General features: G+C 55.4%; 21 protein-coding genes and 1 tRNA gene. 13 read left to right on the forward strand and 9 right to left on the reverse strand.

Annotated elements, in window-relative coordinates; genetic code table 11:
• Positions 1-39: 39 nt before the first annotated feature.
• From DY252_RS21380 to DY252_RS21390, 3 genes are all read left to right on the forward strand, one after another.
• A complete protein-coding gene (locus DY252_RS21380) occupies positions 40-756 on the forward strand; it encodes a thermonuclease family protein (RefSeq protein ID WP_064788190.1) in 717 nt (238 codons plus the stop codon).
• A gap of 84 nt (positions 757-840) precedes the next feature.
• A complete protein-coding gene (locus DY252_RS21385; RefSeq protein WP_064788189.1) occupies positions 841-1299 on the forward strand; it encodes an ArsI/CadI family heavy metal resistance metalloenzyme in 459 nt (152 codons plus the stop codon).
• Between the two features lie 6 nt (positions 1300-1305).
• Positions 1306-1893, forward strand: a complete 588-nt coding sequence (locus tag DY252_RS21390) for a sigma factor (protein ID WP_064788188.1) — start codon at positions 1306-1308, stop codon at positions 1891-1893.
• Positions 1894-1911: 18 nt separating this feature from the next.
• Here the strand turns inward: DY252_RS21390 and DY252_RS21395 are convergent.
• The 4 genes from DY252_RS21395 to DY252_RS21410 form a co-directional block, all read right to left on the reverse strand.
• Positions 1912-1985 (reverse strand) — tRNA-Gly (locus DY252_RS21395).
• Between the two features lie 94 nt (positions 1986-2079).
• Positions 2080-3237: a PQQ-dependent sugar dehydrogenase gene (locus tag DY252_RS21400; protein WP_064788187.1), complete on the reverse strand. Its 1158-nt coding sequence runs from the start codon at positions 3235-3237 to the stop codon at positions 2080-2082.
• 61 nt (positions 3238-3298) lie between these two features.
• Positions 3299-3778 carry a xanthine phosphoribosyltransferase gene (gpt, locus tag DY252_RS21405; RefSeq protein WP_008889111.1) on the reverse strand — a complete coding sequence of 160 codons (480 nt, stop codon included), beginning with the start codon at positions 3776-3778 and terminating at the stop codon, positions 3299-3301.
• A 161-nt stretch (positions 3779-3939) separates the two neighbouring features.
• The gene (locus tag DY252_RS21410; RefSeq protein ID WP_064788186.1) at positions 3940-5493 is read right to left on the reverse strand and encodes a tetratricopeptide repeat protein; all 1554 of its coding nucleotides are present in this window, start codon (positions 5491-5493) and stop codon (positions 3940-3942) included.
• A gap of 459 nt (positions 5494-5952) precedes the next feature.
• Between DY252_RS21410 and DY252_RS21415 the strand changes: the two genes are divergently transcribed.
• The gene (locus tag DY252_RS21415; RefSeq protein ID WP_064788185.1) at positions 5953-7611 is read left to right on the forward strand and encodes a methyl-accepting chemotaxis protein; all 1659 of its coding nucleotides are present in this window, start codon (positions 5953-5955) and stop codon (positions 7609-7611) included.
• Between the two features lie 75 nt (positions 7612-7686).
• On the opposite strand, the gene DY252_RS21420 is transcribed toward DY252_RS21415, so the two are convergent.
• Genes DY252_RS21420 through ubiE form a run of 3 tightly spaced genes read right to left on the reverse strand, consistent with a single transcriptional unit; the run spans position 7687 to position 10504 of the window.
• The gene (locus DY252_RS21420) at positions 7687-8127 is read right to left on the reverse strand and encodes a GNAT family N-acetyltransferase (RefSeq protein ID WP_064788347.1); all 441 of its coding nucleotides are present in this window, start codon (positions 8125-8127) and stop codon (positions 7687-7689) included.
• 27 nt (positions 8128-8154) lie between these two features.
• Positions 8155-9717 carry a 2-polyprenylphenol 6-hydroxylase gene (gene ubiB / locus DY252_RS21425; RefSeq protein ID WP_064788184.1) on the reverse strand — a complete coding sequence of 521 codons (1563 nt, stop codon included), beginning with the start codon at positions 9715-9717 and terminating at the stop codon, positions 8155-8157.
• 13 nt (positions 9718-9730) lie between these two features.
• A complete protein-coding gene (gene ubiE, locus DY252_RS21430) occupies positions 9731-10504 on the reverse strand; it encodes a bifunctional demethylmenaquinone methyltransferase/2-methoxy-6-polyprenyl-1,4-benzoquinol methylase UbiE (RefSeq protein WP_063085689.1) in 774 nt (257 codons plus the stop codon).
• Between the two features lie 156 nt (positions 10505-10660).
• On the opposite strand from ubiE, the gene DY252_RS21435 reads away from it, so the two are divergent.
• From DY252_RS21435 to DY252_RS21445, 3 genes are all read left to right on the forward strand, one after another.
• The gene (locus DY252_RS21435; protein WP_064788183.1) at positions 10661-11305 is read left to right on the forward strand and encodes a phosphoribosylanthranilate isomerase; all 645 of its coding nucleotides are present in this window, start codon (positions 10661-10663) and stop codon (positions 11303-11305) included.
• A gap of 109 nt (positions 11306-11414) precedes the next feature.
• Positions 11415-12407 carry an ion transporter gene (locus tag DY252_RS21440; RefSeq protein WP_064788182.1) on the forward strand — a complete coding sequence of 331 codons (993 nt, stop codon included), beginning with the start codon at positions 11415-11417 and terminating at the stop codon, positions 12405-12407.
• A 228-nt stretch (positions 12408-12635) separates the two neighbouring features.
• Positions 12636-14894 (forward strand): anthranilate synthase component I, encoded by a 2259-nt coding sequence (locus DY252_RS21445; protein ID WP_064788181.1) that lies wholly within the window; start codon positions 12636-12638, stop codon positions 14892-14894.
• Between the two features lie 143 nt (positions 14895-15037).
• On the opposite strand, the gene DY252_RS21450 is transcribed toward DY252_RS21445, so the two are convergent.
• A complete protein-coding gene (locus DY252_RS21450) occupies positions 15038-15655 on the reverse strand; it encodes an RNA methyltransferase (protein ID WP_064788180.1) in 618 nt (205 codons plus the stop codon).
• Between the two features lie 249 nt (positions 15656-15904).
• Here DY252_RS21450 and DY252_RS21455 point away from each other — a divergent pair, with 249 nt between their 5' ends.
• The 5 genes from DY252_RS21455 (at position 15905) to DY252_RS21475 (ending at position 20176) form a co-directional block, all read left to right on the forward strand.
• A complete protein-coding gene (locus DY252_RS21455) occupies positions 15905-16102 on the forward strand; it encodes a CsbD family protein (protein WP_008889101.1) in 198 nt (65 codons plus the stop codon).
• 67 nt (positions 16103-16169) lie between these two features.
• Positions 16170-16439, forward strand: coding sequence for a DUF1289 domain-containing protein (locus tag DY252_RS21460; protein ID WP_231959666.1), 270 nt, complete (start codon positions 16170-16172; stop codon positions 16437-16439).
• A gap of 85 nt (positions 16440-16524) precedes the next feature.
• On the forward strand, positions 16525-17277 hold the full coding sequence (locus tag DY252_RS21465) for a HugZ family pyridoxamine 5'-phosphate oxidase (protein ID WP_064788178.1): 753 nt from the start codon (positions 16525-16527) through the stop codon (positions 17275-17277).
• Between the two features lie 218 nt (positions 17278-17495).
• On the forward strand, positions 17496-19121 hold the full coding sequence (locus DY252_RS21470; RefSeq protein WP_064788177.1) for a phosphoenolpyruvate carboxykinase: 1626 nt from the start codon (positions 17496-17498) through the stop codon (positions 19119-19121).
• A 179-nt stretch (positions 19122-19300) separates the two neighbouring features.
• Positions 19301-20176 (forward strand): substrate-binding periplasmic protein, encoded by an 876-nt coding sequence (locus DY252_RS21475; RefSeq protein ID WP_129542787.1) that lies wholly within the window; start codon positions 19301-19303, stop codon positions 20174-20176.
• Between the two features lie 65 nt (positions 20177-20241).
• On the opposite strand, the gene DY252_RS21480 is transcribed toward DY252_RS21475, so the two are convergent.
• Entirely contained in the window at positions 20242-21924 is a 1683-nt protein-coding gene (locus DY252_RS21480) for an EAL domain-containing protein (protein WP_064788175.1), read from the reverse strand.
• Between the two features lie 432 nt (positions 21925-22356).
• Between DY252_RS21480 and DY252_RS21485 the strand changes: the two genes are divergently transcribed.
• Complete coding sequence (locus tag DY252_RS21485) at positions 22357-23052, forward strand: pyrimidine 5'-nucleotidase (protein WP_064788174.1); 696 nt, start codon at positions 22357-22359, stop codon at positions 23050-23052.
• The last annotated feature ends 232 nt before the right edge of the window (positions 23053-23284 follow it).

Genomic DNA, 23284 nt, shown 5'->3' on the forward strand with positions numbered 1-23284 from the left:
TCTTGCCAAATACTCACCCCGCAGATCTTTGAGGCCAGTGTGAAACGCGTTATCCGCCTGATCGTCCTTCTTGCCATTCCGGCCTTGATTGCCATTGGCCTTCACTGGCACAGCGCACCGGTCCATGCGGCTGACAACGCGCCCCAACTTGCTGATCCGGCCGGACTGGAAGCAAGGGGTCGCGATGTTCAGGTGATTGATGGCGATACCATCATGATTGCCGGTCAGGTGCTTGATATCGCTGGCATGGACGCCCCGGAACTTGGCCAGCAATGCCTGCATAATGGCAGTTTCTGGGACTGCGGCATGTCTTCGGCCATGCAATTGCGCAAATATTTCGCCATGGCACCGTTTGATGTCCATTGCTGGCCCGGTGATCAGGAACGCGCGGGCAAGGCCGGTGATTTCCCCATTGTCGAATGCGGGATCGGTGAACGTGACGTGGCGGCGGCAATGATCAGCGACGGTGAAGCGCTGCCGATTGCGGGCTATTCCCATCGTTATGACCGTCTGTCGCGCGATGCCGACAATGCCGGCATCGGCATCCATGGTGGCGATATGATTACCCCGTCTGACTGGCGGGCGGGCAAACGGCTTGAAGGTGAAACCGGACGCTGCCTGTTCATCGCTGACGGCAAGGGCAATTACCTCAGCACCCTTGATCCGCGCTTTGCCGATTTTGCCTCAGACACCAAAATCTGCAGCGACGAAGAGGCACGTGACATGAACCTGAACTATCTGCCGCCATCACCGTAACCGGCTCCTTTTTGGTGGCAGGTGCATCTTTTGGCGTCTTCGCGCGTCTTCCTCTTTATCGCTTCGATCAAACAGGAGAATAAGATGCGCCTGCAACTTGCCTTGAATGTGAAAAACCTTGACCGTGCCATCGCGTTTTACAGCGAAATGTTCGCAAGCCCGGTGCACAAACAACGGCCGGGATATGCCAATTTCGAAATTCAAAACCCGCCGCTTAAGCTGGTTTTGTTCGAACACCCGGCGGCAACCGAAAACCTGAACCATATCGGTGTCGAATGTCTGAGCGAGCAGGCGTTTGAAACCGCGTCAGCCCGGCTGCATCAAAGTAATCTTGTCACCAGCGACGTTGCGGAAACCGGATGTTGTCACGCAAAGCAGGCTAAGTTCTGGGCAACAGGACCAGACGAACTTGACTGGGAGTGGTATCGTATCCTTGACGATGCGCCAGATAATCAGTCTGCCGATCGACAAACGTCGGGGGCTGGCTGTTGTGGCCAACAACCGGGCAAGGAACTGCAACCAGATCAGGTGTGCTGCACGTAAAGAACCATGAAGTTTGCATCGACACATCACACAACTTCAGACTGGCAGGCCTTGCAAAAAGGCCTGCGCAGTTTCGTCTATCACCGTCTTCCCCAGGACGCGGTCGACGATGTTGTTGCCGACATCCTTGAAACGATTATCCGCAAAAAATCAGACCTTCGGTTGGCATCCAATCCGTCCGCTTGGATTTATGCCGTCGCACGCAGCAAGGTGGCGGACTTCTATCGACGACAGGGGCGCGAACATACCGCACTTCAGACCCTCAATACCGATCCGACCCTGTTGAACCATGACGAGCCGCACGACAAACCCGGTTTGCATGACTGCGTGATGGGCTTCATCGGTCGATTGAGCGAAACCGACCAAACCGTTCTAGAAGAAATCGACATTAACGGCACGCGGCAAACCGACTTTGCCACCCGCAATGCCATCGCCCTCCCCACAGTGAAGTCACGCGTCCAACGCGCCCGAAACCGTCTGCGTGATCGGTTGATTGCCTGTTGTCCCGCCAACGGCGAAGACAGCAATGGCAATGCCACAACATGCCAAGGCGCATGCGATAGCACGACGTCATGTGCGCTGGGTCGGATATGATGATGTTCGGGAAAAGCTTGGAGCGGGTGAAGGGAATCGAACCCTCGTATGCAGCTTGGGAAGCTGCCGTTCTACCATTGAACTACACCCGCGAAGCGCGCGATTTATAGCCCGCTTTTCCGATCAACGCAAGCCGGTCCCATCCAGATCCATCCAATTAATTGCCCGACCAAATACCGGAAAACTTTAGCCTTCCGGCACCATACGCCAGATCGCACTGACATGGTCATCGGAAATCAGGATCGATCCGTCGATATAGTGTTTCACATCAACCGGGCGCCCGATCACTTCGCCATTGCTGCGCAGGAAACCGACAAGGAACGGGTTTTCTGTTACCGGCTTGCCATTGATGAATTCGACCCGGACCACCTCGTACCCATCCGGAATTGTGCGGTTCCAGGATCCATGCAGCGCCACCAGCGCATCCCCACCATCGAAGGTGAAGCCAAGCGGCGCATTATGGGCATTAAAGGTAAATTCCGGGAAAGTGACTTCTTCTGGCACCGTTTCATCGGAAAATTGCGGGCTTCTGGTGTCGTTCCCCGCATACCAGGGATAGCCATAGAACTGGCCAGACTGGCTGGCACGATTAAGTTCCTCGCGCGGAATGTTATCGCCCAGCATATCGCCGCCATTATCGGTAAACCAAAGCTCGTCCGTTTCAGGATGGAAGGTCAGCCCGACAGAATTGCGAATGCCACTGGCATAAATATCCGGTGCACCGCCATTGACCGGGATGGAAATGATCGTCCCTTCAAGGCCACTGACCTTGCAGATATTGCACGGTGCCCCGACCGCAACAAACAGGCGGTCGCCATCCGGTGACAACGCGGCATAGCGCCAACCATGATGGCGCTCATCGGGCAGATTGGTAAACAGGATCCGCGGGCGACCAAGGCTTTCGCCATCAAAATTGGCAAGATCATAGGACACGATGCGGTGTTGATCGGCGACAAACAAGGTCCCGGGTTTATAGGCAATCCCGTTGGCCAGCTTGAAGTCATCGGCAATCAGATTGACGTCCTCGGCAAAGCCATCGCCATCCTGGTCACGCACGAAATAAAGGTTCGGCCCGCGCGTCCCGACAAAAGCGCCTTTAAGCTCCGGGGCGACCGCAATCGTCCGGGCGTTGCTGACCTCGGCAAAGACCGAAAGGCGATATCCACTTTCAGCCGTTAGCATCGATTGAACGCGCGCCACCCGTTCGGAAACCTGCTGGGCCTGTGCGGGAAGGTTTCCCGCGGTCACAGCCGCGGCAGAAACGGCCCCCAAACACAAACGCCCGGCCCATCGGCGTGCGGTGTGCAACTGGCGACGGAAGTCCGGGCGTAAATATTGGGTCATCCTGAAATCTCCTTGTCTGGCAATCGGCCTTAAAGGGATACGGACAGTTTCCCCAGGTCGATTAACGAACGCGTTCAGAGATCGGGGCGTTGACCGACAGTTCCATGTCCCAGGGGAAGTAAATCCAGGTGTCCTGGGAGACTTCGGTCACAAAGCTGTCAACGATTTCACGGCCAAGCGGCTTGGCGTAAACGGTTGCGAAATGCGCATGCGGCAGTTTTTCGCGCACAGCCTTGGCGGTTTTGCCGGTATCGACCAGATCATCAATGATCAGCATATCGGTACCGTCACCCTTGATGTCTTTCAGCCATTCCAGATCGCCACGCGTCTTGTCAGAGTAGCTGCGTACGCACACCGTATCAATCAGGCGAATATCAAGTTCGCGGGCAATGATGGCCGCTGGCACAAGACCGCCACGGGTGATTGCCACGATTCCCTTGAACGGGCCTTTTTCCAACAGTCGCCATGCAAGTGCACGGGCATCGCGATGCATCTGTTCCCAGGAAACCGGGAAACCTTTGTTATAAGCAGCTTCGCTCACAAGAATTCTCCTGCGCCAGATCGGTTCGCCAAATGAATGTGCCCAGAGATTACCTAAAGGCGTCACCCAAAGGCATCACCATCCAGACCCGCATTCCACAAAATCAAGCCGCTTAACTACGCCCTGTTGGGCCCGAAGGCAAGTATTCGCTGGCAGCGTTGTTACTGCGCGTTCATCCGCGCCTGCAGCAGGGTTGAAAAATCACTACCGAGTTTCTGGATCGCCGATGACCAGTCGCCGGGTTTATCCTGTCGATAGATCCGCAAGGTCGGATACCATGGGCTATCTGCCCGGTGCACCATCCAGCGCCAGTCGGTGGTGTAAAGCTGCAACATCCAGACCGGCACGCCAAGCGCCCCCGCCAGATGGGCCGGCGAGCTGTCAATCGTGATCACCAGATCCATCGCCTGCATCAACGCGGCACTGTCGCCAAAATCATGAATATGATCGCCAAGGTCGGTGACAAAGGCATGCAGGCCAAGCTTGTCGATATCGCCGCGGCGATCATCAATCTGGAAGCTGTAAAATGCCGCCCCCTTGGCCGACAAGATCGGCAGCAAGGTTTCAAGCGGGCAGGATCTATCCCGCGGATTAAGCTTGCCCGCCCAGATCAGCCCGACCTTAAGCACCGTTCCGGGCGGCGGTGCCAATCGCGCACGTTTGCCCTGCGGCGCGGAGATATAGCTATCGGTCGAGATTTTCTGAAGCTCTTTGGATCCGATGCCCATCACATGCGGCAGGCTTAGAAGCGGCACATGCACATCAAATTCCGGAAGTGCGCGCCCCTTTTCCACAACGGTACCCACACCCGACACGGTCTTCATGATCGGGATCAGTTCCTTGCGGCATTCAAGGATCACATGTGCGGCCTTTTGAGCCACCAGCGGCACAAAACGGGCAAACTGGATCATGTCGCCAAACCCCTGCTCGGCACGCAGTAAAATGCGTTTGCCGCGAAGATCAGCTTTGCCATCCCACTCGGGCGCTGTTTCAAGCGGCCGGATCGGATTATCGGCAAGTTTGCGGCGCGTCTCATACCCCGCCCAACCTTCGGCATAGTTGCCAAGCGCAAGATGCGCCAATGACTTGTCCCAGTTGGCATCGACATAATCTGGATCAATCGCAAGCGCACGGTCGAAATAGTCAAGCGCCTCTTCAAAGCGGTTCATATCCCGATACACAAGGCCGGTATTAAACGTATGCGACTTCACCGTGTCATCAAGTTCAAGCGCCTTCTTGTGCGCAACAAGCGCCTCGTCAAACCGCATCATTTCGCGCAGACAATTGCCCATATTCGACCACAAGCCGGCATTGCCGGGGCGCAAGTCTGCCGCGCGTCGATAGGCAATCAGGGCGGCCTCGAACTTCTTGCTGCGACGAAGCGCCACGCCAAGGTTGTTCCACACATCCGGTTGATTGGGGTTCTGGCGCAGGGCCGTGCTGTAAAGACGGATGGCATCGTCAATCTGGCCGGCCTGATGTGCGGCAAGACCGCGTTGAAACAGGTCACTGATTACCTGTCGGCGCTGAACCGCGGCATCACCATTTTTGACCGACGGCATGCTTTGATCGCTGGTAGCAACATCTTCGGTTTTTTTGGGGGCGTCCTTTGCCGGGATCACCGGATCATCCTGTTTGGCTGCCATATTATCCGCAGACGGCTTTGATGCCTTCTTTGCCGGTCGTTTTTTGCGCGTTGTCGCCGCTTTCGCCATTCCTGTTTCCCCCGGTGCCTTTGCCGTTATCTGGCAAAAGCCATCGCCCCCGTTAAAGGCATTTCCCACAGACTGACCACGGCACTGACCGCCCGATTCGGCGGCATGTGGCCTTTCCTGCACAAAGCATAATTTACCAAAAAAGCCTTACCAATAAGTGGATTTATTCATTTGGTTTTACGGAAATGGAATATTCACCACGCCCATTGTTTCTTGTTTCAGTAATTTTACCAGATGGGGTAGCCTCAGCGGCATAACAACAAACCAGAATGTAGTCGCCACACCTTTGTGCCTCATTACGGAAAAATAAACGCACGAATTGGTCACTGTGAACATCACACAGGACAACAATTCGTCACAACCTGACTGTCGGTAACATGATCGGAGCTTCAGGCCGATCACCGACATCAGATCTAGGGATTGGGTTAATTCTGCCTTTGAAGGATTGGGAGACCGTAAATGGCCGAACCTAAGAGATCCGGTGCCTCCGTCGGACGTAAAGTAATTTTTGTGATTGTGGGACTTCTCATCGTCGGCTTTGCCGCGATGATGACCATTCAGACCGTCTCGCAACGCAATGCCATGATCGAAATCATGTATAATGAATCGGTCGAAAAAACCGAAATGCTGTCAACGGCGGTTCAGCCGGGCTTCATTGCCATGGATGGTGCATCGGTCGAAAAGGAATTCCGCAAGATCACCGACAAGGAAGGCTCGCAGCTTGCAAGCCTGATCGCGGCCAATCCCGGTGGGGATGCCATTGGCACCTACCAGTCGGAAACGCTCAAAAAGCATGATCTGGCAGCCCTGATCGAGCCATATCTCGGGCAACTTGAAAACAAGGAAGTCATCAGCTTCATTTCCGAAGATGCCGTGATCGTCGGTGCCCCGATCACCAAATACTCCAAGCGCCGCGACGAAGATCAGTATCGGGGCATGCTGGTCACCGCCTGGTCACTTGATCGCGTCAATGCCGAAGTCCAGCAGGCCGTTATCATTCAGGTCGCCCTGGCGGCGGCCATTCTGGTGGTTTTGCTTGGCGTCACATGGTTTGTCCTGCGCCATCAGATCCTGACCCCGATGGTCAAGATCAATGGCGCGATGCGGTCGCTTGTCGATGGCGAACTGGATGTCGATATCCCGGGCCTTAAGCGCAATGACGAAATCGGCGAAATGGCGTCATCCGTCGAAATCTTTAAGGAAAACGCCAAGCGCGTCGCCCAGCTTGATCGCGAACGCGAACAGGAACGCGAACGTGCCGAGGCCAAACGCCGCGAAGCCATGGCGGCCCTTGCCGGCCGGTTTGAACAAACCGTCATGGGTGTGGTCGACGGTGTGTCTGGCGCATCTGGCGAAATGCAGGAAGTCGCCCAGACGATGGTGGCCGCAGTCCAACAAAACGAAGCCGGATCACAGGCCGTGGTTGCCGCGGTTGAACAGGCCAATCACAGTGTCGAAACCGTCGCAAGTGCGGCCGAACAGCTTGCTGTTTCGATCCGCGACATCAGCGCACGGGTAAATGAAACATCGAACATCACCGCCAATGCCTCGACCGAGGCAAACCGGGTCAACGAAATGGTTCAGGGTCTTGATGTCTCGGCCCAGAAAGTCGGGGAGGTCGTGCAGATCATTCAGGCAATTGCCGAACAGACCAACTTGCTGGCACTCAACGCCACGATCGAGGCCGCCCGTGCGGGTGATGCTGGCAAGGGCTTTGCCGTGGTCGCCAACGAGGTCAAAAACCTCGCCAACCAGACCGCGCGCGCGACCGAGGATATCTCCGAACAGATTTCCGGTATTCAGGGCTCGACCCAGCAGGCGGTTGGCGCGATTGACGGGATCACCGGCATCATTGCCAACCTGAATGACATCGCGTCCGAAGTGGCGGCTGCGGTCGAAGAACAGGGTCAGGCAACCACGGAAATCTCGACCTCGGTTCAGCAGGCGGTTCAAAGCACGCAGGAAGTGTCCAACCACATCCGCGAAATGCAGGAAGCCGCCCGCCAGACCGGCGAAGCCGCCCATCAAGTGCTTGGCGCGTCTGACAAGCTTAACAGCCAGTCGGGCACGCTGCGCGGTGAGGTTGGCAACTTCTTGAATGAAGTGCGCGCAAGCTAAGCTTCATCTGGCTTAAAACCCAAAAAAAACGCCGCCCGGTTTTCCGTGGCGGCGTTTTTGTTTTTCGATGTGGTCCTAGCGTAATGGATCGCGGTTTCTTGCGTCCTCATCAAGGCGCATCATCATCATGTCGTCGAGATCCGCATAACCATGTAAACGATAAAGCGGCTGCATATCCGCTGTCGCCAGAAGCCAGCGTTTCACGCGCTTTAGTTCCGGGTGACTATGCAACGCATCGATCATTTTGGCAGCAATGCCCATGCGGCGATAATCCGGATCGACAAACACATCGGCAACATAGGCAATAGCGATCTGATCACTGACCACACGTGCAAAACCGACCTGACGGCCTTCGCAATAGGCCCCTACGGGAAATGACATTTCGACAGATCGGTCGAATTCGCCGCGCGTTCGCCCGGCCGACCAATAGGACGCGGCGATAAAATCATAGCAGTAATCAAGATCAAGCCGTGCCCGATCCATACTGATTTCAATGGTTTTATCGCCATCTGCCATCATAGGGCTCCCATCCGGGCGCGTTGGTTATTTCAGGTAAACAGCAACAGCCAGTGCCGCAATCGCCACCCACAGAACCAATGTCTGGCGTGAAACACCACCAGATTTGCGCTGACCATTGCCTGATTTACCGCGCATCGCTGCAACCGTATCAGGATGGAGACGAAGCCCCTGTTCGGTGAAGACGGCGGATGCCTGTTCGGCGGCTTCAAGCACACGGGGCAGACGGCGCAGCATCGTTCCCGCCTGAAGGGTCGCTTCCTTGATCTTGGCTTCCGGACCAAGGTTTTCACGCATCCAGTCTTCGATCAGCGGACGCGACAGTTCCCACATATTCTCATTCGGGCTGAGAATACGTGAAAGCCCCTCGGCAACGATCATGGTTTTCTGCAACATCAAAAGCTGCGGCTGTGTTTCCATGCCGAATTGTTCGGTAATCTGGAACAACTGCCCCAACAACCGCCCGACGGAAATATCGGCCAGTTCCTTGCCCAGGATCGGCTCGCCAATCGAACGGCAGGCCTGCTGGAAGTTTTCAAGCGACTGGTTGCGCGGAACATACCCCGCTTCGAAATGTACCTCGGCCACCCGGTGATAATCACGCGTCAAAAAGCCCAGCAACATCTCGGCCAGATAAAGACGCGTCTGCTTGTCCACCCGGCCCATGATGCCGAAATCAACCAAGCTGACCCGGCCGTTTTCATCAACAAACAGGTTGCCCGGATGCATGTCGGCATGGAAAAAACCGTCGCGGAAAACCTGTTGGAAAAATGCTCCAGCCGCCTTGGCCAGCAAGTCAGACCGGTCAATGCCCATGCGATCAAGGGCTTCGACATTATCGATACGCACGCCCTTGACCCGCTCCATGGTCATCACATGCTCGGCGGTACGTTCCCAATCGATCTGCGGGATGTAATATGTCGGATCGTCTTCGAAATTTTGGCGGAACTCCGATGCTGCCGCCGCCTCGAAACGCAGATCCATCTCAAGATGGACACTGTCTTCAAGCGCCTTGACCGTTTCAATCGGTTTAAGACGACGCAGGCGCGGCTGGGTCAGTTCAACAAGTTCCGCAATCCAGTAAAACAGGTCCATGTCGCGCGCAAAGCGATACCGGATATCCGGGCGCAGGACCTTGACGGCCACTTCGCGCCCATCGGTCGTGGTGGCGAAATGCACCTGCGCGATCGATGCGGCGGCGACCGGCGTTTCATCAAATTCGGCAAACAGCACGTCAAACGGCTCAGCCAGCTGTTCGGTGATGATGCGTTTGGCAACCTTGGCCGAAAATGGCGGCAGGCGATCCTGAAGCGATGATAGGTCGGCCGCCACATCATCGCCAATCAAGTCGGATCGGGTCGCCAAGGTCTGGCCAAGCTTGATAAAGGCCGGGCCCAATTCCTCAAGCGCACGGGCCAGTCTTTTGCCCGGTGGCAAATCAGACCGGCGTGAAAACGGGGCTGTCAGGCGAGCCAGAAACGCGACAAGTTTCCCCCCCGGCACGAGGGCGAGTGGAAACAACGCATCATAGCGCGCCAAAGTGCGCGCCATGGCAAGCAGGCGAAAGCTGTTACGAATAAAACGGATCATGCGTCAAACGCCCTTATATCCGCCAACCGGAATGAATGGCTGCAATCCCGCCAGACAGGTTGCGGTATTTTACCCGCTCAAAGCCAGCCGCCCGGATCATGGATGCAAATGTTTCCTGATCGGGGAACTTGCGAATGCTTTCCGCCAGATACTGATAAGCTTCGCGATTGCCCGCGATAAACCGGCCGATTTCGGGCAAAAGCTTGAATGAATAGGTGTCATACAGCTTATCGAACCCCGGAACGACGACCTTGGAAAATTCAAGACACTGGAACTTCCCACCCGGACGCAGGACGCGATAGGCTTCCGAAAGCGCCTCTTCAATGCGGGTCACATTGCGAATGCCAAAGGCGATGGTATAGGCATCAACCGACTGGTCTGGCAGCGGCAATTTCTGCGCATCACCGACGGTCCAGTTGATGTTTTTCAGGATACCATGATCAACCGCACGGTCGCGCCCAACATGGAGCATCTCATAGTTGATGTCACAGACCGTGACAGAGCCACCACCGTTTTTCAGGAAGCGAAACGCAATATCCCCGGTGCCCCCGGCAACGTCGAGCAACTTCATGCCCGGACGCGGCTTGAGCTCGTTGATGAAACTGTCTTTCCACAAGCGATGCACGCCACCGCTCATCAGATCGTTCATCAGGTCATATTTCGACGCAACAGTGTCGAAGACCTCTCGCACCATGGATGCCTTCTGGCTTTCGGGAACATCACGAAAACCAAAGTGGGTTGTGTTTTCGCCGGTTTCGCCCGCGGCAGGGTCTGTGTTCTTGCTCATGGCCGGGAAAATAGCGCAGCAATGATTATCCTGCCAGTGGAAAGCCACGACAAAACGCAAATATCCTGTTGGATCGTGGTCATTTCTGTTAAGTCAATCTGACGCGACAAGCGTTTGCCAAGAAGATTAGAGCGACGACAAGAACAGGATGCCCCGATGAGCTGCATGGTAAAAATCTGTGGAATTAACAGCGAAGATGCCGCGATTGCAGCCATGAGTGCCGGGGCAGATGCCCTTGGATATGTCTTTTTCCCGCCAAGCCCGCGCCATATCTCGCTTAAGGGTGCCAAGACGCTGACCGAACGGGTCCCCAACAGTATCTATAAGGTCGGCCTGTTTGTCGAAGCCGGTGACGAGGCGCTTGAAAACGCGATCAAGGCGGGCAATCTCGATGTCATCCAACTCCATGGCAAGGAAAGTCCGGAACGCGTGGCCGAGGTCAGGGAACGCTTTGGCCTCAAGGTCATGAAGGCCATTTCTGTCAGTACCCTCGAAGACATCGAAAACGCCAAGAAAAACTATGACGGCGTTGCCGATTTTCTGTTGTTTGATGCCAAACCGCCCAAGGAAAGCGTCCTTCCCGGCGGCAATGCGGTTTCGTTCGACTGGACGCTTCTGACCGGTCAGAACTTCCAAAGCAACTGGATGCTGGCTGGCGGACTTGATCCCAGCAACGTCGCCGAGGCCGTAAAGATTACCGGCGCCCCCTGGGTTGACGTGTCATCCGGTGTCGAACGCAGCAAGGGGGTCAAGGACCCGCGCAAAATCTCGGCCTTCATCCAGGCGGCAAAAGGGTACTGATCCCTCTGATCGTTGGGGATCAGAGTTGATTTAACCATTTCTGAAATGATTGGGCGCAAAACTGCCCGGGCAATAGTGCAATCCATTGCCCGGACCGAGTACGCGCGACATGAAACCGACCCTTCGATCAAGAACCCAGAAGCTTCTGCACGGTGTTGACCGGGAATCGCGGTTTTCGCTGTTTGTGCATCTGGTTCTGGCCAGCGCGATCATCATCAATGTCGTCTCGGTGATTTTTGACTCGGTCGAAGCCTTTGCCGAACGCTATTTCATTCTGTTTGCCACAATCGAGATCGTCTGCACGCTGATCTTTGCTATCGAATACGCCCTGCGTGTCTGGTCCGCCCCGGACAATCCCCGTTTTGCAGGCACGTTCGGTCGGCTGCGCTATATGCTGACGCCGATGGCACTGATTGACCTTCTGGCGATCCTGCCGATCTTCCTGTGGTTCTTTACCAGCATTGATTTGCGCTTTATCCGTATTGTCCGGTTGCTGCGCCTGTTGAAATTCACCCGCTATTCCACCGGGCTGGAACTGATGATGCTGGTGTTTCGCCAGCAGATGGGCATTTTCGGTGCCGCCAGTGCCGCCCTTGCCTGCATGCTGGTTTTCAGTGCCGGGGCGATTTACCTCGCCGAACACGAAGCCCAACCCGAACAGTTCGCCAACCTGCTTGATGCGCTTTATTGGAGTGTCATTACCCTTGCCACGGTCGGCTATGGCGATGTTGTGCCGATCACCCCGTTTGGCAAATTCTTGGCCAGCATCATCTCGCTGACCGGCATCGGGATTGTCGCCGTCCCGGCCGGTATTCTGGCCTCGGCTTTTAACGCCGAACTGCGCCGCCGCGAAGCCGAATATCGCCATCAGGCCACCCGCCAGCTGCTGGGCAAACGTCTGACCGAACGGGTCCGCAACAAACTGCGATCGCATCAGGAAGAACTTGGCATCAGCGAAGAACAGGCCCAATGGATTATCGAGGACATCCGCGATGTCCACCGCAATGAAAGCGATGAAATCCTGACCTGCCCGCATTGCCATCAGCCGCTTCACCTTGAACTGCACGACACCGAAACACCCCCCTCGCCGCAAAAGTCTTGACGCCCGGTTTTTTTGGGCACATGGTTGCGTCATGAAAACACACGGCATGAACCCGACCCGCATTGCAAATCGTTGGTGGTGGCTCGCTTAAGCGGGCGGCCAAAACTCGTGCCCTAAACATACCGGCCGCCTCATTCTTGCAGGCGGCTTTGTGTTTTCAGACTTCTTCCTCCTTGTCTAAAGATCACATGGCTCCTGCGGCAAAAGGCCCACACAGGAGTAAAAAACGTGACGACCCCGACAAGCCAAACCGGCATTTCCACTGACAGCAGCGAATATCGCTACACCACCGATGGCGGTGTTTCGGTGATCCGCCGCATGACCGAAGTGGCTTACGAAAACGCAACCGAAGGCCTGATTGATGCGCTTGATGGCACCAAGGGCGTGTTGCTGTCGTCAAGCTATGAATTTCCGGGGCGCTATTCACGTTGGGACATGGGATTTGATGCCCCACCGCTTGAAATTGTCGGACGTGAACGCGGCTTTGCCCTCCATGCGCTCAATGATCGCGGTCGGGTGTTGCTTGATGTCATTTCGACGGCGCTTGAAAACCATCCCCATGTTGAAAGCCTGACCAACGGCGAAGACGGGCTGTATGGCGTGGTCAAAAAACCCGCCGCCTGGTTCCCCGAAGAACAACGCAGTCAGCAACCCAGCCTGTTTTCGGTTGTGCGTGCGCTGCGTGATCTGTTCGGGCACAAGGGCGATGAACGGCTTGGGCTGTATGGCGCGTTTGGTTATGACATCGCGCTTCATTTCGAACAGATCAATCTGGCCCAGGACCGCCCGGCGGATCATAAGGACATCCACCTGTTCCTGCCTGATCAGATGGTCACAGTCGACCATGCGTCGCGCGTTGCCACCCGGTTTGATTATGAATTTATCGCCCCCGATGGCCGCAGCACCGCCGGGCTGGAACGTATTTCCCAACCCCACCCGCCGTCACGCGGCAACAATGCCGAAATCGAAAACGACATGAAGCAGGGCGAATACGCCACAATCGTCGAAGACGCCAAGCACCGCTTTGCCCGTGGTGAATTGTTCGAAGTCGTGCCCAGCCGCGTTTTCCGCACTGCTTGCGATGTCAAACCATCGGAAATCTTCCGCCGTCTCAAACGCCGCAACCCCGCCCCTTACGGCTTCTTGATCAATCTCGGCGACGGTGAACATCTGATTGGCGCATCGCCCGAAATGTATGTCCGGGTCAAGGGACAGCGCATCGAAACCTGCCCGATTTCCGGCACCATCGCGCGTGGCCGCGATGCGATTGAAGATGCCGAAAACATCCGCACATTGCTGAATTCCGCCAAGGAAGAATCAGAACTCACCATGTGCACCGATGTCGATCGCAACGACAAGGCACGCGTCTGCAAACCGGGCAGCATCCGCATTCTGGGCCGGCGTCAGATCGAAATGTATTCGCGCCTGATCCACACGGTTGATCATGTCGAAGGTCGCCTGCGGGATGGCTTTGATGCGCTCGATGCCTTCCTGACCCATTGCTGGGCCGTGACCGTCACCGGTGCCCCCAAACGCGCCGCCATGAAACATATCGAGGCCGTCGAACGCAGCGCACGCGCCTGGTATGGCGGGGCGATCGGGGCTGTTTTGTGCAATGGCGATCTGAATACCGGACTGACGCTGCGCACTGTGCGCCTGAAACAGGGCGTCGCCGAGGTCCGTGCGGGCGCGACGCTTCTTTTTGATAGCGAACCCGACGCCGAAGAAGCCGAAACCGTCCTGAAGGCATCTGCAATGATTGATGCTGTCACCCGCGATGCCAAGGATGAAGTCACCCTTGATCCGACGGTATCAGGCGTTGGCAAACGCGTGCTTCTGATCGATCACGAAGACAGCTTTGTGCAAAACCTTGCAAGCTACATTCGTGCGACGGGGGCAGAAACGCTCACACTCCGTCCGGGCTTCCCCGATCAGGCGTTTGAGGATTTCAAACCTGATCTGGTGTTCCTGTCGCCCGGTCCGGGGCGCCCGGATGACTATCACCTGCGCGACAGCATCGAACGTGCGCTGGCCGCCGGTTTGCCGGTATTCGGGGTTTGTCTTGGTCTGCAGGGGATTGTCGAATTCTTTGGCGGGTCACTCGGCCAACTTGTCACACCGATGCATGGCAAACCGTCAAAGGTGAAACTCGATACAACCGATCCGCTGTTTGATGGCCTGCCCGAAGACATCGTTGTCGGACGCTACCATTCCCTGTTTGCCAAGGCGGCTGAAATGCCAGCCGACCTTGCGGTCACGGCGCGCAGTGACGACGGGGTAATCATGGGCATCCGCCACAAAAGCCTGCCGATCAGTGCCGTGCAGTTCCACCCCGAAAGCCTTTTGACCCTTCAGGGCGAAGTCGGCATGCGCATGATCGCCAATCTTCTGCGCAACCCGCATGGCAAACGCCCCGAAGAAGAAACCGAAGAAACAGACGACACGACAAACAAGGAAGAGACAGCGACCGATCACAAGGCCGCCTGACCATCACCAAACACCCTGATCTGCGCGGCGTGCCAAGCCCCCCCCTGTCACGGCACAGCAAACCGCAGATCACACACAGCAACGGCCGTGCTCCTCCCTCGCGGCCGTTGCTTCTTTATATCTGGGGCATTGGGTTGCGGTAATCAGGCATCATCATCATCAAGCGAACCGTCGATTACCGAGTAATCGGGCGGCGGAGCCTGACGGAATTTTTCCGGGTCACCCTTGCGTTTGTTGCGCGTGCGCGAAATCCAGCCGCCATAATGGGCTTCGGGCTTGGGTTCGGTCGGCGCACCGGCACGCACCGGGCGTGGGGCAAAGCGGCCCAGATTGATCACCCGGTCATACATCACGATATTGGCGGCAATCGCCACATTGACACAGAAACTCATCGGGATCTTGATGATGAAATCGCATTTTTCCTGCATTTCATCCGACAGGTTTCCGCGTTCCGGACCCAGGATATAAGCCGCCTGCGACGGATGCTTGAAGCTTGGCAGTTCAATCGCATCGGGTGTCAGTTCGACCCCCACCATGCGGCAGCCCTGCGGCAGAAACAGATTGTCGTGATCGGGGAAATGATAGTAGGGCATCTGTTCGCCCGACTTCGATGTGTCGGTGATGTTGGAGCGTTCCTCGCGGAAATCTGCATCCACCGTAAACGCAAAGCTTGCGCCAAAGGCATGGGCAGAACGAAACAGGGTGCCCACATTCAAAGGCTTGCTTGCCCCTTCAATTCCAATCCCGAAATAGCCGCGCATATCTTCCTCCGTGCCGCACCAAAACCCCGTGTCAGGCCGGTGCGAAAACAACTCCATGAAAAGAAACTGCAACGGGCTATACCCGCCCGAGCACAATATGGCAAGCACACCACGGTCAATGCTGCGTCCCGTTGCCGTAAGCCATCCGGAAAATCAATTTGGAACAACGATGCGGCTCTTTCGTTGAATAAGACAAAGGGCACAACATCCCTTGGTCGAGCAAACCGTCAACCAAAACAGGAGACGATAATGAATTGGGACCAAATCGAAGGACGTTGGAAACAGCTTACCGGTGACGTCAAAAAACAGTGGGGTCGCCTGACCGACGATGATGTCGATGCCATTGATGGCCAGCAAGACAAACTGGTCGGCAAGATTCAGGAAGCCTATGGCATTCAACGCGAAGAGGCCGACCGTCAGGTCCGCGAGTGGTTCAATCGCCTTTAAGTGAATTGATTTAAGCCATAACCGGCCATCCCCCCGTTCGTTTCGCGCGCAGCCCAAGATCCTCCCCTTGATTGCTGCGCGCGAAACTGCTTTTTATGGCAGGAAGCTTGATTGCTTCCTGCCATTTACGTTTTGGAGACCTTTTTTCATGCCCGTCAAATCCCCCTGCATCGGCACATGTGTGCTGGACCAGAAATCGGGCCATTGCATGGGATGTTTTCGTACCGGCGATGAAATCGGTTCGTGGATGACCCTGAGTGACGGCGCAAAGAAGCGGGTTATCGCCAGCGCGCAGAAGCGCAAGGCCAACACTCCCGCCAAGTCCAATCAAGACTGATCCCCCACCCGTGCTTCTTCTTTCAACTACTTGCCCGACCTGATTGCGGCAATTAGTTTGCTATCAGATAAAGAAGGAACCGGGCATGTCAGCAAGCACAGCTTCTGCAACATCACTGCGTCATTTGATGCGCACAGCAAACCACGCGACCCTGGCGACAATTGCTGTTGGCCACAAGCAGGTCACAGATGGCTGGCCCGTCGCCTCGATGGTCGTTCCGGCCATTTATATTGATGGCACACCGCTGTTGCTGATTTCCGAACTGGCAGATCACACCCGTCACATTCTGGCCGATGATCAGGTTTCCCTTTTGTTTACCCCGCCACCAACTTTGGCAGACGGGGACGCGATGATTGAAACGGATACGGCGCGGCTGACCGTGTTTGGTCGTGCTGTGCGCGATGATACCCCGGCAATTCGCGCCTGCTATCTGCGCGCCAATCCGGATGCTGCCCAATATGCCGATTTTGCTGATTTCGGGTTCTATCGGGTTTCTGTCGATGCAGCCTACTGGGTGGGCGGATTTGGCAAACAACGCCGCCTTTCGGGTGATAAACTGATCCTGCCAAACTGTAAGGCACTGATCGACGGCCATGACGGGATCGTCGCCCATATGAATGCCGATCATATGGATGCCCTGTCTGGCATTGTTGGTCACTTCACCACTGCCGATCCCAACGGCGGCTGGCAGATGCAATCCATCGATTGCGATGGCATGGTTCTGACCGCCAATTCGGTCGATACCGCACCGCTTAGAATCGACTTCCCGACCCCGGTCCGAACGCCGGACGAGGCACGCGAAATTTTGGTCAAAATGTGCAAAATATGGCGCGCATAAGTCGGACCATTTGCATTCTGAACATTAAACCCGCGACCCTGAAAATGTAATTTTCGCAAACGCAAAAACACTTACGTTTTCCTAGGTATAAGGCAAAAGGAGCGGTTGCTTTTAAGACACCTTTGTAACAATATGTCTCAGCGCTTCCGATTACCCACAATTGGCAGTGTAAAATAGGACATTAACCCCCAGATTTTCATTCCCACCAGGAGAGTTTCGTGCTGCAATCAGGACCCGTTGTCAGCCGTGTAGGCCTTGAAACCCATGGCCTCAAAAACCTTGGCGCCGTTCACTGGAACCTTGACGCTGCCGGCCTTTATGAACATGCGATCCGTCGCAATGAAGGTAAAATCGCCAAAGGCGGTGCCTTCGTCGCCCTTACCGGCGAACATACCGGCCGTTCCCCGCTGGATCGCTTCATCGTCGAAGAAGAAAGCACCAAGGCAGATATCGATTGGGGCGATGTAAACCGCCCGGTCAGCCCGGAAGTATTTGAGCGCCTCTATCAGAAAGTGCGCGCATATTTTCAGGGCACCGAACTGTTCGTTCAGGATTGCTATGCCGGTTCCGATCCGCGTTTCCGCCTGCCGGTTCGCGTAATCAACGAAAACGCATGGCATAACCTTTTCGCCCGCAACATGTTCATCCAGCCGCAGAAAGAAGAACTGCGCGACTTCGCGCCGGAATTCACCATTCTGCATGCACCGGGCCTTCAGGCCGACCCGCAAGACGACGGCACCCGCTCCGAAGTCTTCGTGATGGTCAGTTTTGAACGCAAAATGGTCATCATCGGCGGCACTTGGTATGCCGGCGAAATGAAGAAATCGATCTTCTCGGTTCTTAACCACATTCTTCCGGCCAAGGGCGTCATGCCGATGCATTGCTCGGCCAATATGGGCAAGGATGGTGACACCGCCGTCTTCTTTGGCCTGTCGGGGACCGGTAAAACCACCCTGTCTGCCGATGCATCGCGCACCCTGATTGGGGATGACGAGCACGGCTGGGGCGAAGACGGCGTCTTTAACTTCGAAGGCGGCTGCTACGCCAAGGTCATCAAGCTCTCCAAGGAAGCCGAGCCGGAAATCTTCGCAACGACCGAGCGTTTCGGCACCGTTCTTGAAAACGTTGTGATGAACAAGCAATCGCGCGAGCTTGATCTCGACGATGCCCGTCACACCGAAAATACCCGTTCTTCCTATCCGATCGAATTCATTCCGAATGCGTCGGAAACCGGTCGTGGCGGCCATCCGAAAAACATCATCATGCTGACCTGTGATGCCTTTGGCGTTCTGCCGCCGATCGCAAAACTGTCCTCGGCACAGGCGATGTATCACTTCCTGTCGGGCTATACCGCAAAAGTTGCTGGCACCGAAAAGGGTGTCAAGGAACCGACTGCTGCGTTCTCTGCCTGCTTTGGTGCGCCGTTCATGCCGCGTCATCCCTCGGTTTACGCCAAGCTGCTTGGCGAAATGATGGAAAAACACGAAGCCAATTGCTGGCTGGTCAATACCGGCTGGTCCGGTGGTGGCTATGGTGTTGGGTCGCGCATGAAGATTGCCTACACCCGTGGCCTGCTGAATGCCGCGCTCAATGGCGAGCTGGAAAGTGCCGAATTTGCGACCGATCCGTATTTCGGTCTGGCATATCCGACTGCTTGTGGTGACATCCCGGCAGAAGTTCTGAACCCGCGCGAAAGCTGGAAAGACAAGGCTGCCTATGACAAGGCTGCCACCAACCTGACCGGCCTGTTTGAAAAGAACTTCGCGAAGTTTGAAGAACATGTCACCGACGATGTCCGCGAAGCTGCCATCCGCAACAGCGCGGAAGTCAAAGCCGCCGAATAAATTCGGGCATTGATATTCAAAAAGGCCGGTGTTAAACACCGGCCTTTTTTTGTAGCGTGACTATTTGTAAATCTTTCTACCTTAAATTGTTTCATACATCACGCGAATAACTCATAGTTATCCACCAAAACGTGATAGCATATTGATTCCGTTATTCTTTTTTGAGCGGTTAAAAAATCGTGGGAAAGTGGGCCGGTATTATTTCATATGTGCCTTTGCGCTGCTCTGCTTTCGGCGCACGCCAACACCTGAGAATCTGCACCAATATCATTTACCTGACCCTTGCTGCCTTGGTCCTGCTAGGCACGATCAGCATGGCATCGGCCCAGAACACCCTGATCCCCCCCGCTGGCAACCAGCGTACCGTCACACTGGCGTGCAATCCGTTCCCACCCTCAAAAATTGCCCAGAATGCCGCTTTACCGGGCTATGACATCGAAATATTGCGCGCCGCATTTGCCACGCGCAACATCACCCTGATCACACCATTTTACCCTTGGCGACGGGCTTATTTCCTTGCCAGTACCGGACAGGTTGATGGTCTGTGTTCGTGCAGTTACCTGCCTGAACGCGAAGAGGATATGTTTTATTCCTACCTACTCGGCCATGTCGGGGTCGCGTTCTATGCCTTTGGGAAGACCGCCCTGCAATCGCTTGAAAAGATTTCCGATGCCAGAAACATGATCATTGGTGTGGTCAGCGGTTACAGCCTTGAGTCAACCGCCCGTGCAGCCGGGCTTGATGTTATGGTGGTCAATAACGAGGCCACCCTTCTTAATATGCTGCTGTCACGCCGTATCGATGCCGCCCTGTCCTACAAGGCGCCGATGGAATACGAACTGCATCATTCGCAACACGCCATCACCGATATCGCGATGGTCCGTTCCAAGGTGATTTCCAACAATCCCTATTTTGCCTGCATCTCGCGCAAAGCAAGGGACCCAAAGACATTGCTCAGGGAACTGAACAACGGGCTTGTGGCGATCCGGGAAAACGGTCTGTTTGACAAAATCCTCGCCCGATATGGCCTGACTTCCGAGGACAGCAAAAACTGATCGGGCCAGTTAACACCGCTTCTCGCGGCTCAATATCACCGCCCGCGCATGTCTTTGCCTGCTGATCATCGCTTGTAAACAGAATCACGCCAATAAAGCGTAATGTCGGCCTCTGGCTTGCCGAAAAGATAGCCCTGAGCATAGTCAAAACCGGCCTTGGTCACAAGTTCGCGCATCTTGTCTGTCTCGATCATCTCGGCGACAACCTCGACATTGATATCGTGACACAGATCGACAAGCGATCGCAGGAACGCCAGCCCCTTGGCCGTCTTGGTCGATTGCCGGATTGATTCGCCGTCAATCTTTACATAATCGATATCCATTGCGCTGAGATACCGGAAGTTCGACGCACCGGTCCCGAAATCATCAAGGCAGATCTCGACCCCGAATTCACGGAAACGGGCAATCCATTTTGCCGCCATATCGATATCTGTGATTTCGGCGGTTTCGGTGATCTCAAGCATCAATTGGCCAAGTGCTTCGCGATGGCGCTCAAACAGTGCGATCACAGACCGGCAAAAATCCGGATTTCCCAACGAATGGCCGGAAATATTCACAGCAACCCGGGCTGTTATCCCCTGATCAAGCTGGGCGCTGATCCATTTAAGGTTTCGGCGCAACATCGCCAGATCAAGACGATGGACCATATTGACCTGCTCGGCAAAGCTGACCAGTTCCTGTGTCGGGATCAGTTTGCCATCATCGTCATAGAACCTTACCAGCACTTCGAAATGATGGATTTCCGCATTCGGCAGGCGCACGATCGGCTGATACACCGTATCGAACTTCAACTGATCGACCCGGGTGCCAAAATCCTGCATCGCCGAAAAGGTATTGTTGACCAGATTATCCGCCTGACCCATCAGGCGCGAAAACGTAAAGCTGTGCTCCTGCCGGTCACAGAACCGCCGGATGGAATACAAAACACCGCGCGCTAGGTCGCCCGGTGGGATCAGCTCGGCGGTAAAATCGGTCACCGATGAACTGACCTCGATGCCAACCCCGGTCGGATCGGCATCGCGCACACATTCCGCGATTCGCTTTTCAAGTTCGCCAATCGGAACATCGGGACGGTGCAACATGCCAAACCGCTCGGTCCCCAGCCGTCCGGCGGTGTCACCGGCAACCGAATGAGCTCGCAAAAACGCCCCGACACTGGCCATCAGTTCTGCGCGCTCTATCTGTTGCATCCGCTGACAAAGCGGGTCAAAGGCATTGAGCGTCATCAGGGTAAATTTATGCTCAGCCCCGGTTTCGCGTTGCGCAACAAGCCGTTCGGTCACAACCTTTGACAGGCTTTCTTCATCCAGAAGGCCCGTGGCATTGTCGCGCTGAAGGCTGGCAGCAACATCAGGCGACAGGGCATTGATCGCAACTCTGAGCGCGACAAAGAAATGATCGCCAAGATCGGGCAGGAAATAGCCACTCATGGAAACCGGCGGGCTTAACATGTCGGCCTGCTGATTGAAGCGGACCTGAATATTGTCCATGCGCCCGCGACGGCGCGCGACCCGCAACATCTCTGTCACCAGCGGGCGATACTGTTTTGCCAGGAATTGGATAAACGACTTCCCCGACAGGTCTTGCGGCCGATGCCCCAAAATCCCGTCCGATGCGCCAGATGCAAAAACAATGCGCAGATCCCCGTCCAGTTCCAGAAGAAGATCCCCCCAGACAAAGGCCAATGCCGCAAAGCGGTTTCTCTCATTGCGCAGTTCGGTTGTTCGCGCCTTTATAAGTTTATCCAATGCACCCTCTCACGCTGCCCGGATCAACAAATGTTTCCCCTCCCCCGAGCACGGAAACCAGTCTGGGCCCTAATGGCTTTCGGTCATTTTCGCTGCTTCTACTTAACAAGGGTTTTACAAAACCTGAATTTCCTATGCGGACGGATAATAATGTTCTCTCCCGATTTTCAGGGCCGGATCCCATCCTGTTTGGCACTTAACCGGTTCAAGGACCCCATATATGTTTGGTCTTGTCGGCCGTTTTAAACCCCTGCGCACATCGCGCGCGCATGCATGCAACGCAACGGTGAACAAATGACCGCATGTACACGATTAACGTTCTGACTGATCCTGACGGTTTGCAACGACGTAAGGATCGCATACAAATGTCGACTGCCTGACACGTGCGGAAGGCACGTCTGTCCAACAAGCATATCCGGAAGGCCCCTGATCATGACCACCGCCGCGAAAAGCAGATCCGCATTGCCCCGTCTTGACGATGACAGCGTGCTGATCTTTGATCTCGACAACACGCTCTATCCTGCGGCCTGCAATCTGTTTTCACAGGTTTCCGACCTGATCGGGCAATATGTCCGCGATGCGCTTAAGCTTGAGGCCGATGAAGCCTATCGGGTGCAAAAGGATTATTTCCATCGCTATGGCACTACCTTGCACGGGCTGATGACCGAACATGAAGTCGACCCGGCCGATTATCTTGCCAAGGTGCATGACATTGATCTGTCGGTCGTGGCACCCGCACCGGATCTTGCCCTTGCGCTTGATGACCTTCCGGGTCGCAAACTGATTTTCACCAATGCATCGCGCGGCCATGCCGAACGGGTGATGGATCGGCTTGGCATTGCCGATCATTTCGAAACCATCTTTGACATTGTCGATGCGCAATACATTCCCAAGCCCAAGCAGGAACCCTATGACCTGTTGCTGGCGCGCGATGGCATCGACCCGACCCGCGCGGTCTATTTCGAAGACATGGCCAAAAACCTTCTGCCGGCCAAGGATATGGGCATGACCACCGTCTGGGTGCATACCGATCTTGAATGGGCGCAGGCCGGTCGCGATGATCCGCGCATTGATCATGAAACGGATGATCTTGTCGGCTTCTTGCGCGGGCTTAACACCGGATCGTAATCCCCCCGTTAAAGCTGCGCCCAATCAGGGCGCTTCACTTCCCCGCTACCGGGCAGGGCAGCGCTGATTTGTCATCGTTCCAGGATTGAGCTTGGCGGTATGATCGGCTATGTCTATCGGCCATACGGGATCAGGAACGGAAATCTGCCTGAAACAGGCGTTTCTACGTAAACTGGCGGAGTTGACTTGCGCGCGCGCATTGACCATTCTCCGCCGACGCAATTTTGGCTGA

Origin of the sequence: Thalassospira indica (assembly GCF_003403095.1) — a bacterium.
GTDB lineage: Bacteria > Pseudomonadota > Alphaproteobacteria > Rhodospirillales > Thalassospiraceae > Thalassospira > Thalassospira indica.

Bases quoted from the DNA above. Each gene is read 5' to 3' on its own strand.
- DY252_RS21410 (WP_064788186.1), bottom strand. From the start codon at position 5,493: ATGGCGAAAGCGGCGACAACGCGCAAAAAACGACCGGCAAAGAAGGCA.
- DY252_RS21450 (WP_064788180.1), bottom strand. From the start codon at position 15,655: ATGCGCGGCTATTTCGGGATTGGAATTGAAGGGGCAAGCAAGCCTTTG.
- DY252_RS21420 (WP_064788347.1), bottom strand. From the start codon at position 8,127: ATGGCAGATGGCGATAAAACCATTGAAATCAGTATGGATCGGGCACGG.
- DY252_RS21390 (WP_064788188.1), top strand. From the start codon at position 1,306: ATGAAGTTTGCATCGACACATCACACAACTTCAGACTGGCAGGCCTTG.
- ubiE (WP_063085689.1), bottom strand. From the start codon at position 10,504: ATGAGCAAGAACACAGACCCTGCCGCGGGCGAAACCGGCGAAAACACA.
- DY252_RS21435 (WP_064788183.1), top strand. From the start codon at position 10,661: ATGAGCTGCATGGTAAAAATCTGTGGAATTAACAGCGAAGATGCCGCG.
- DY252_RS21385 (WP_064788189.1), top strand. From the start codon at position 841: ATGCGCCTGCAACTTGCCTTGAATGTGAAAAACCTTGACCGTGCCATC.
- DY252_RS21465 (WP_064788178.1), top strand. From the start codon at position 16,525: ATGTCAGCAAGCACAGCTTCTGCAACATCACTGCGTCATTTGATGCGC.
- DY252_RS21455 (WP_008889101.1), top strand. From the start codon at position 15,905: ATGAATTGGGACCAAATCGAAGGACGTTGGAAACAGCTTACCGGTGAC.
- DY252_RS21400 (WP_064788187.1), bottom strand. From the start codon at position 3,237: ATGACCCAATATTTACGCCCGGACTTCCGTCGCCAGTTGCACACCGCA.
- ubiB (WP_064788184.1), bottom strand. From the start codon at position 9,717: ATGATCCGTTTTATTCGTAACAGCTTTCGCCTGCTTGCCATGGCGCGC.
- DY252_RS21485 (WP_064788174.1), top strand. From the start codon at position 22,357: ATGACCACCGCCGCGAAAAGCAGATCCGCATTGCCCCGTCTTGACGAT.
- DY252_RS21440 (WP_064788182.1), top strand. From the start codon at position 11,415: ATGAAACCGACCCTTCGATCAAGAACCCAGAAGCTTCTGCACGGTGTT.
- DY252_RS21415 (WP_064788185.1), top strand. From the start codon at position 5,953: ATGGCCGAACCTAAGAGATCCGGTGCCTCCGTCGGACGTAAAGTAATT.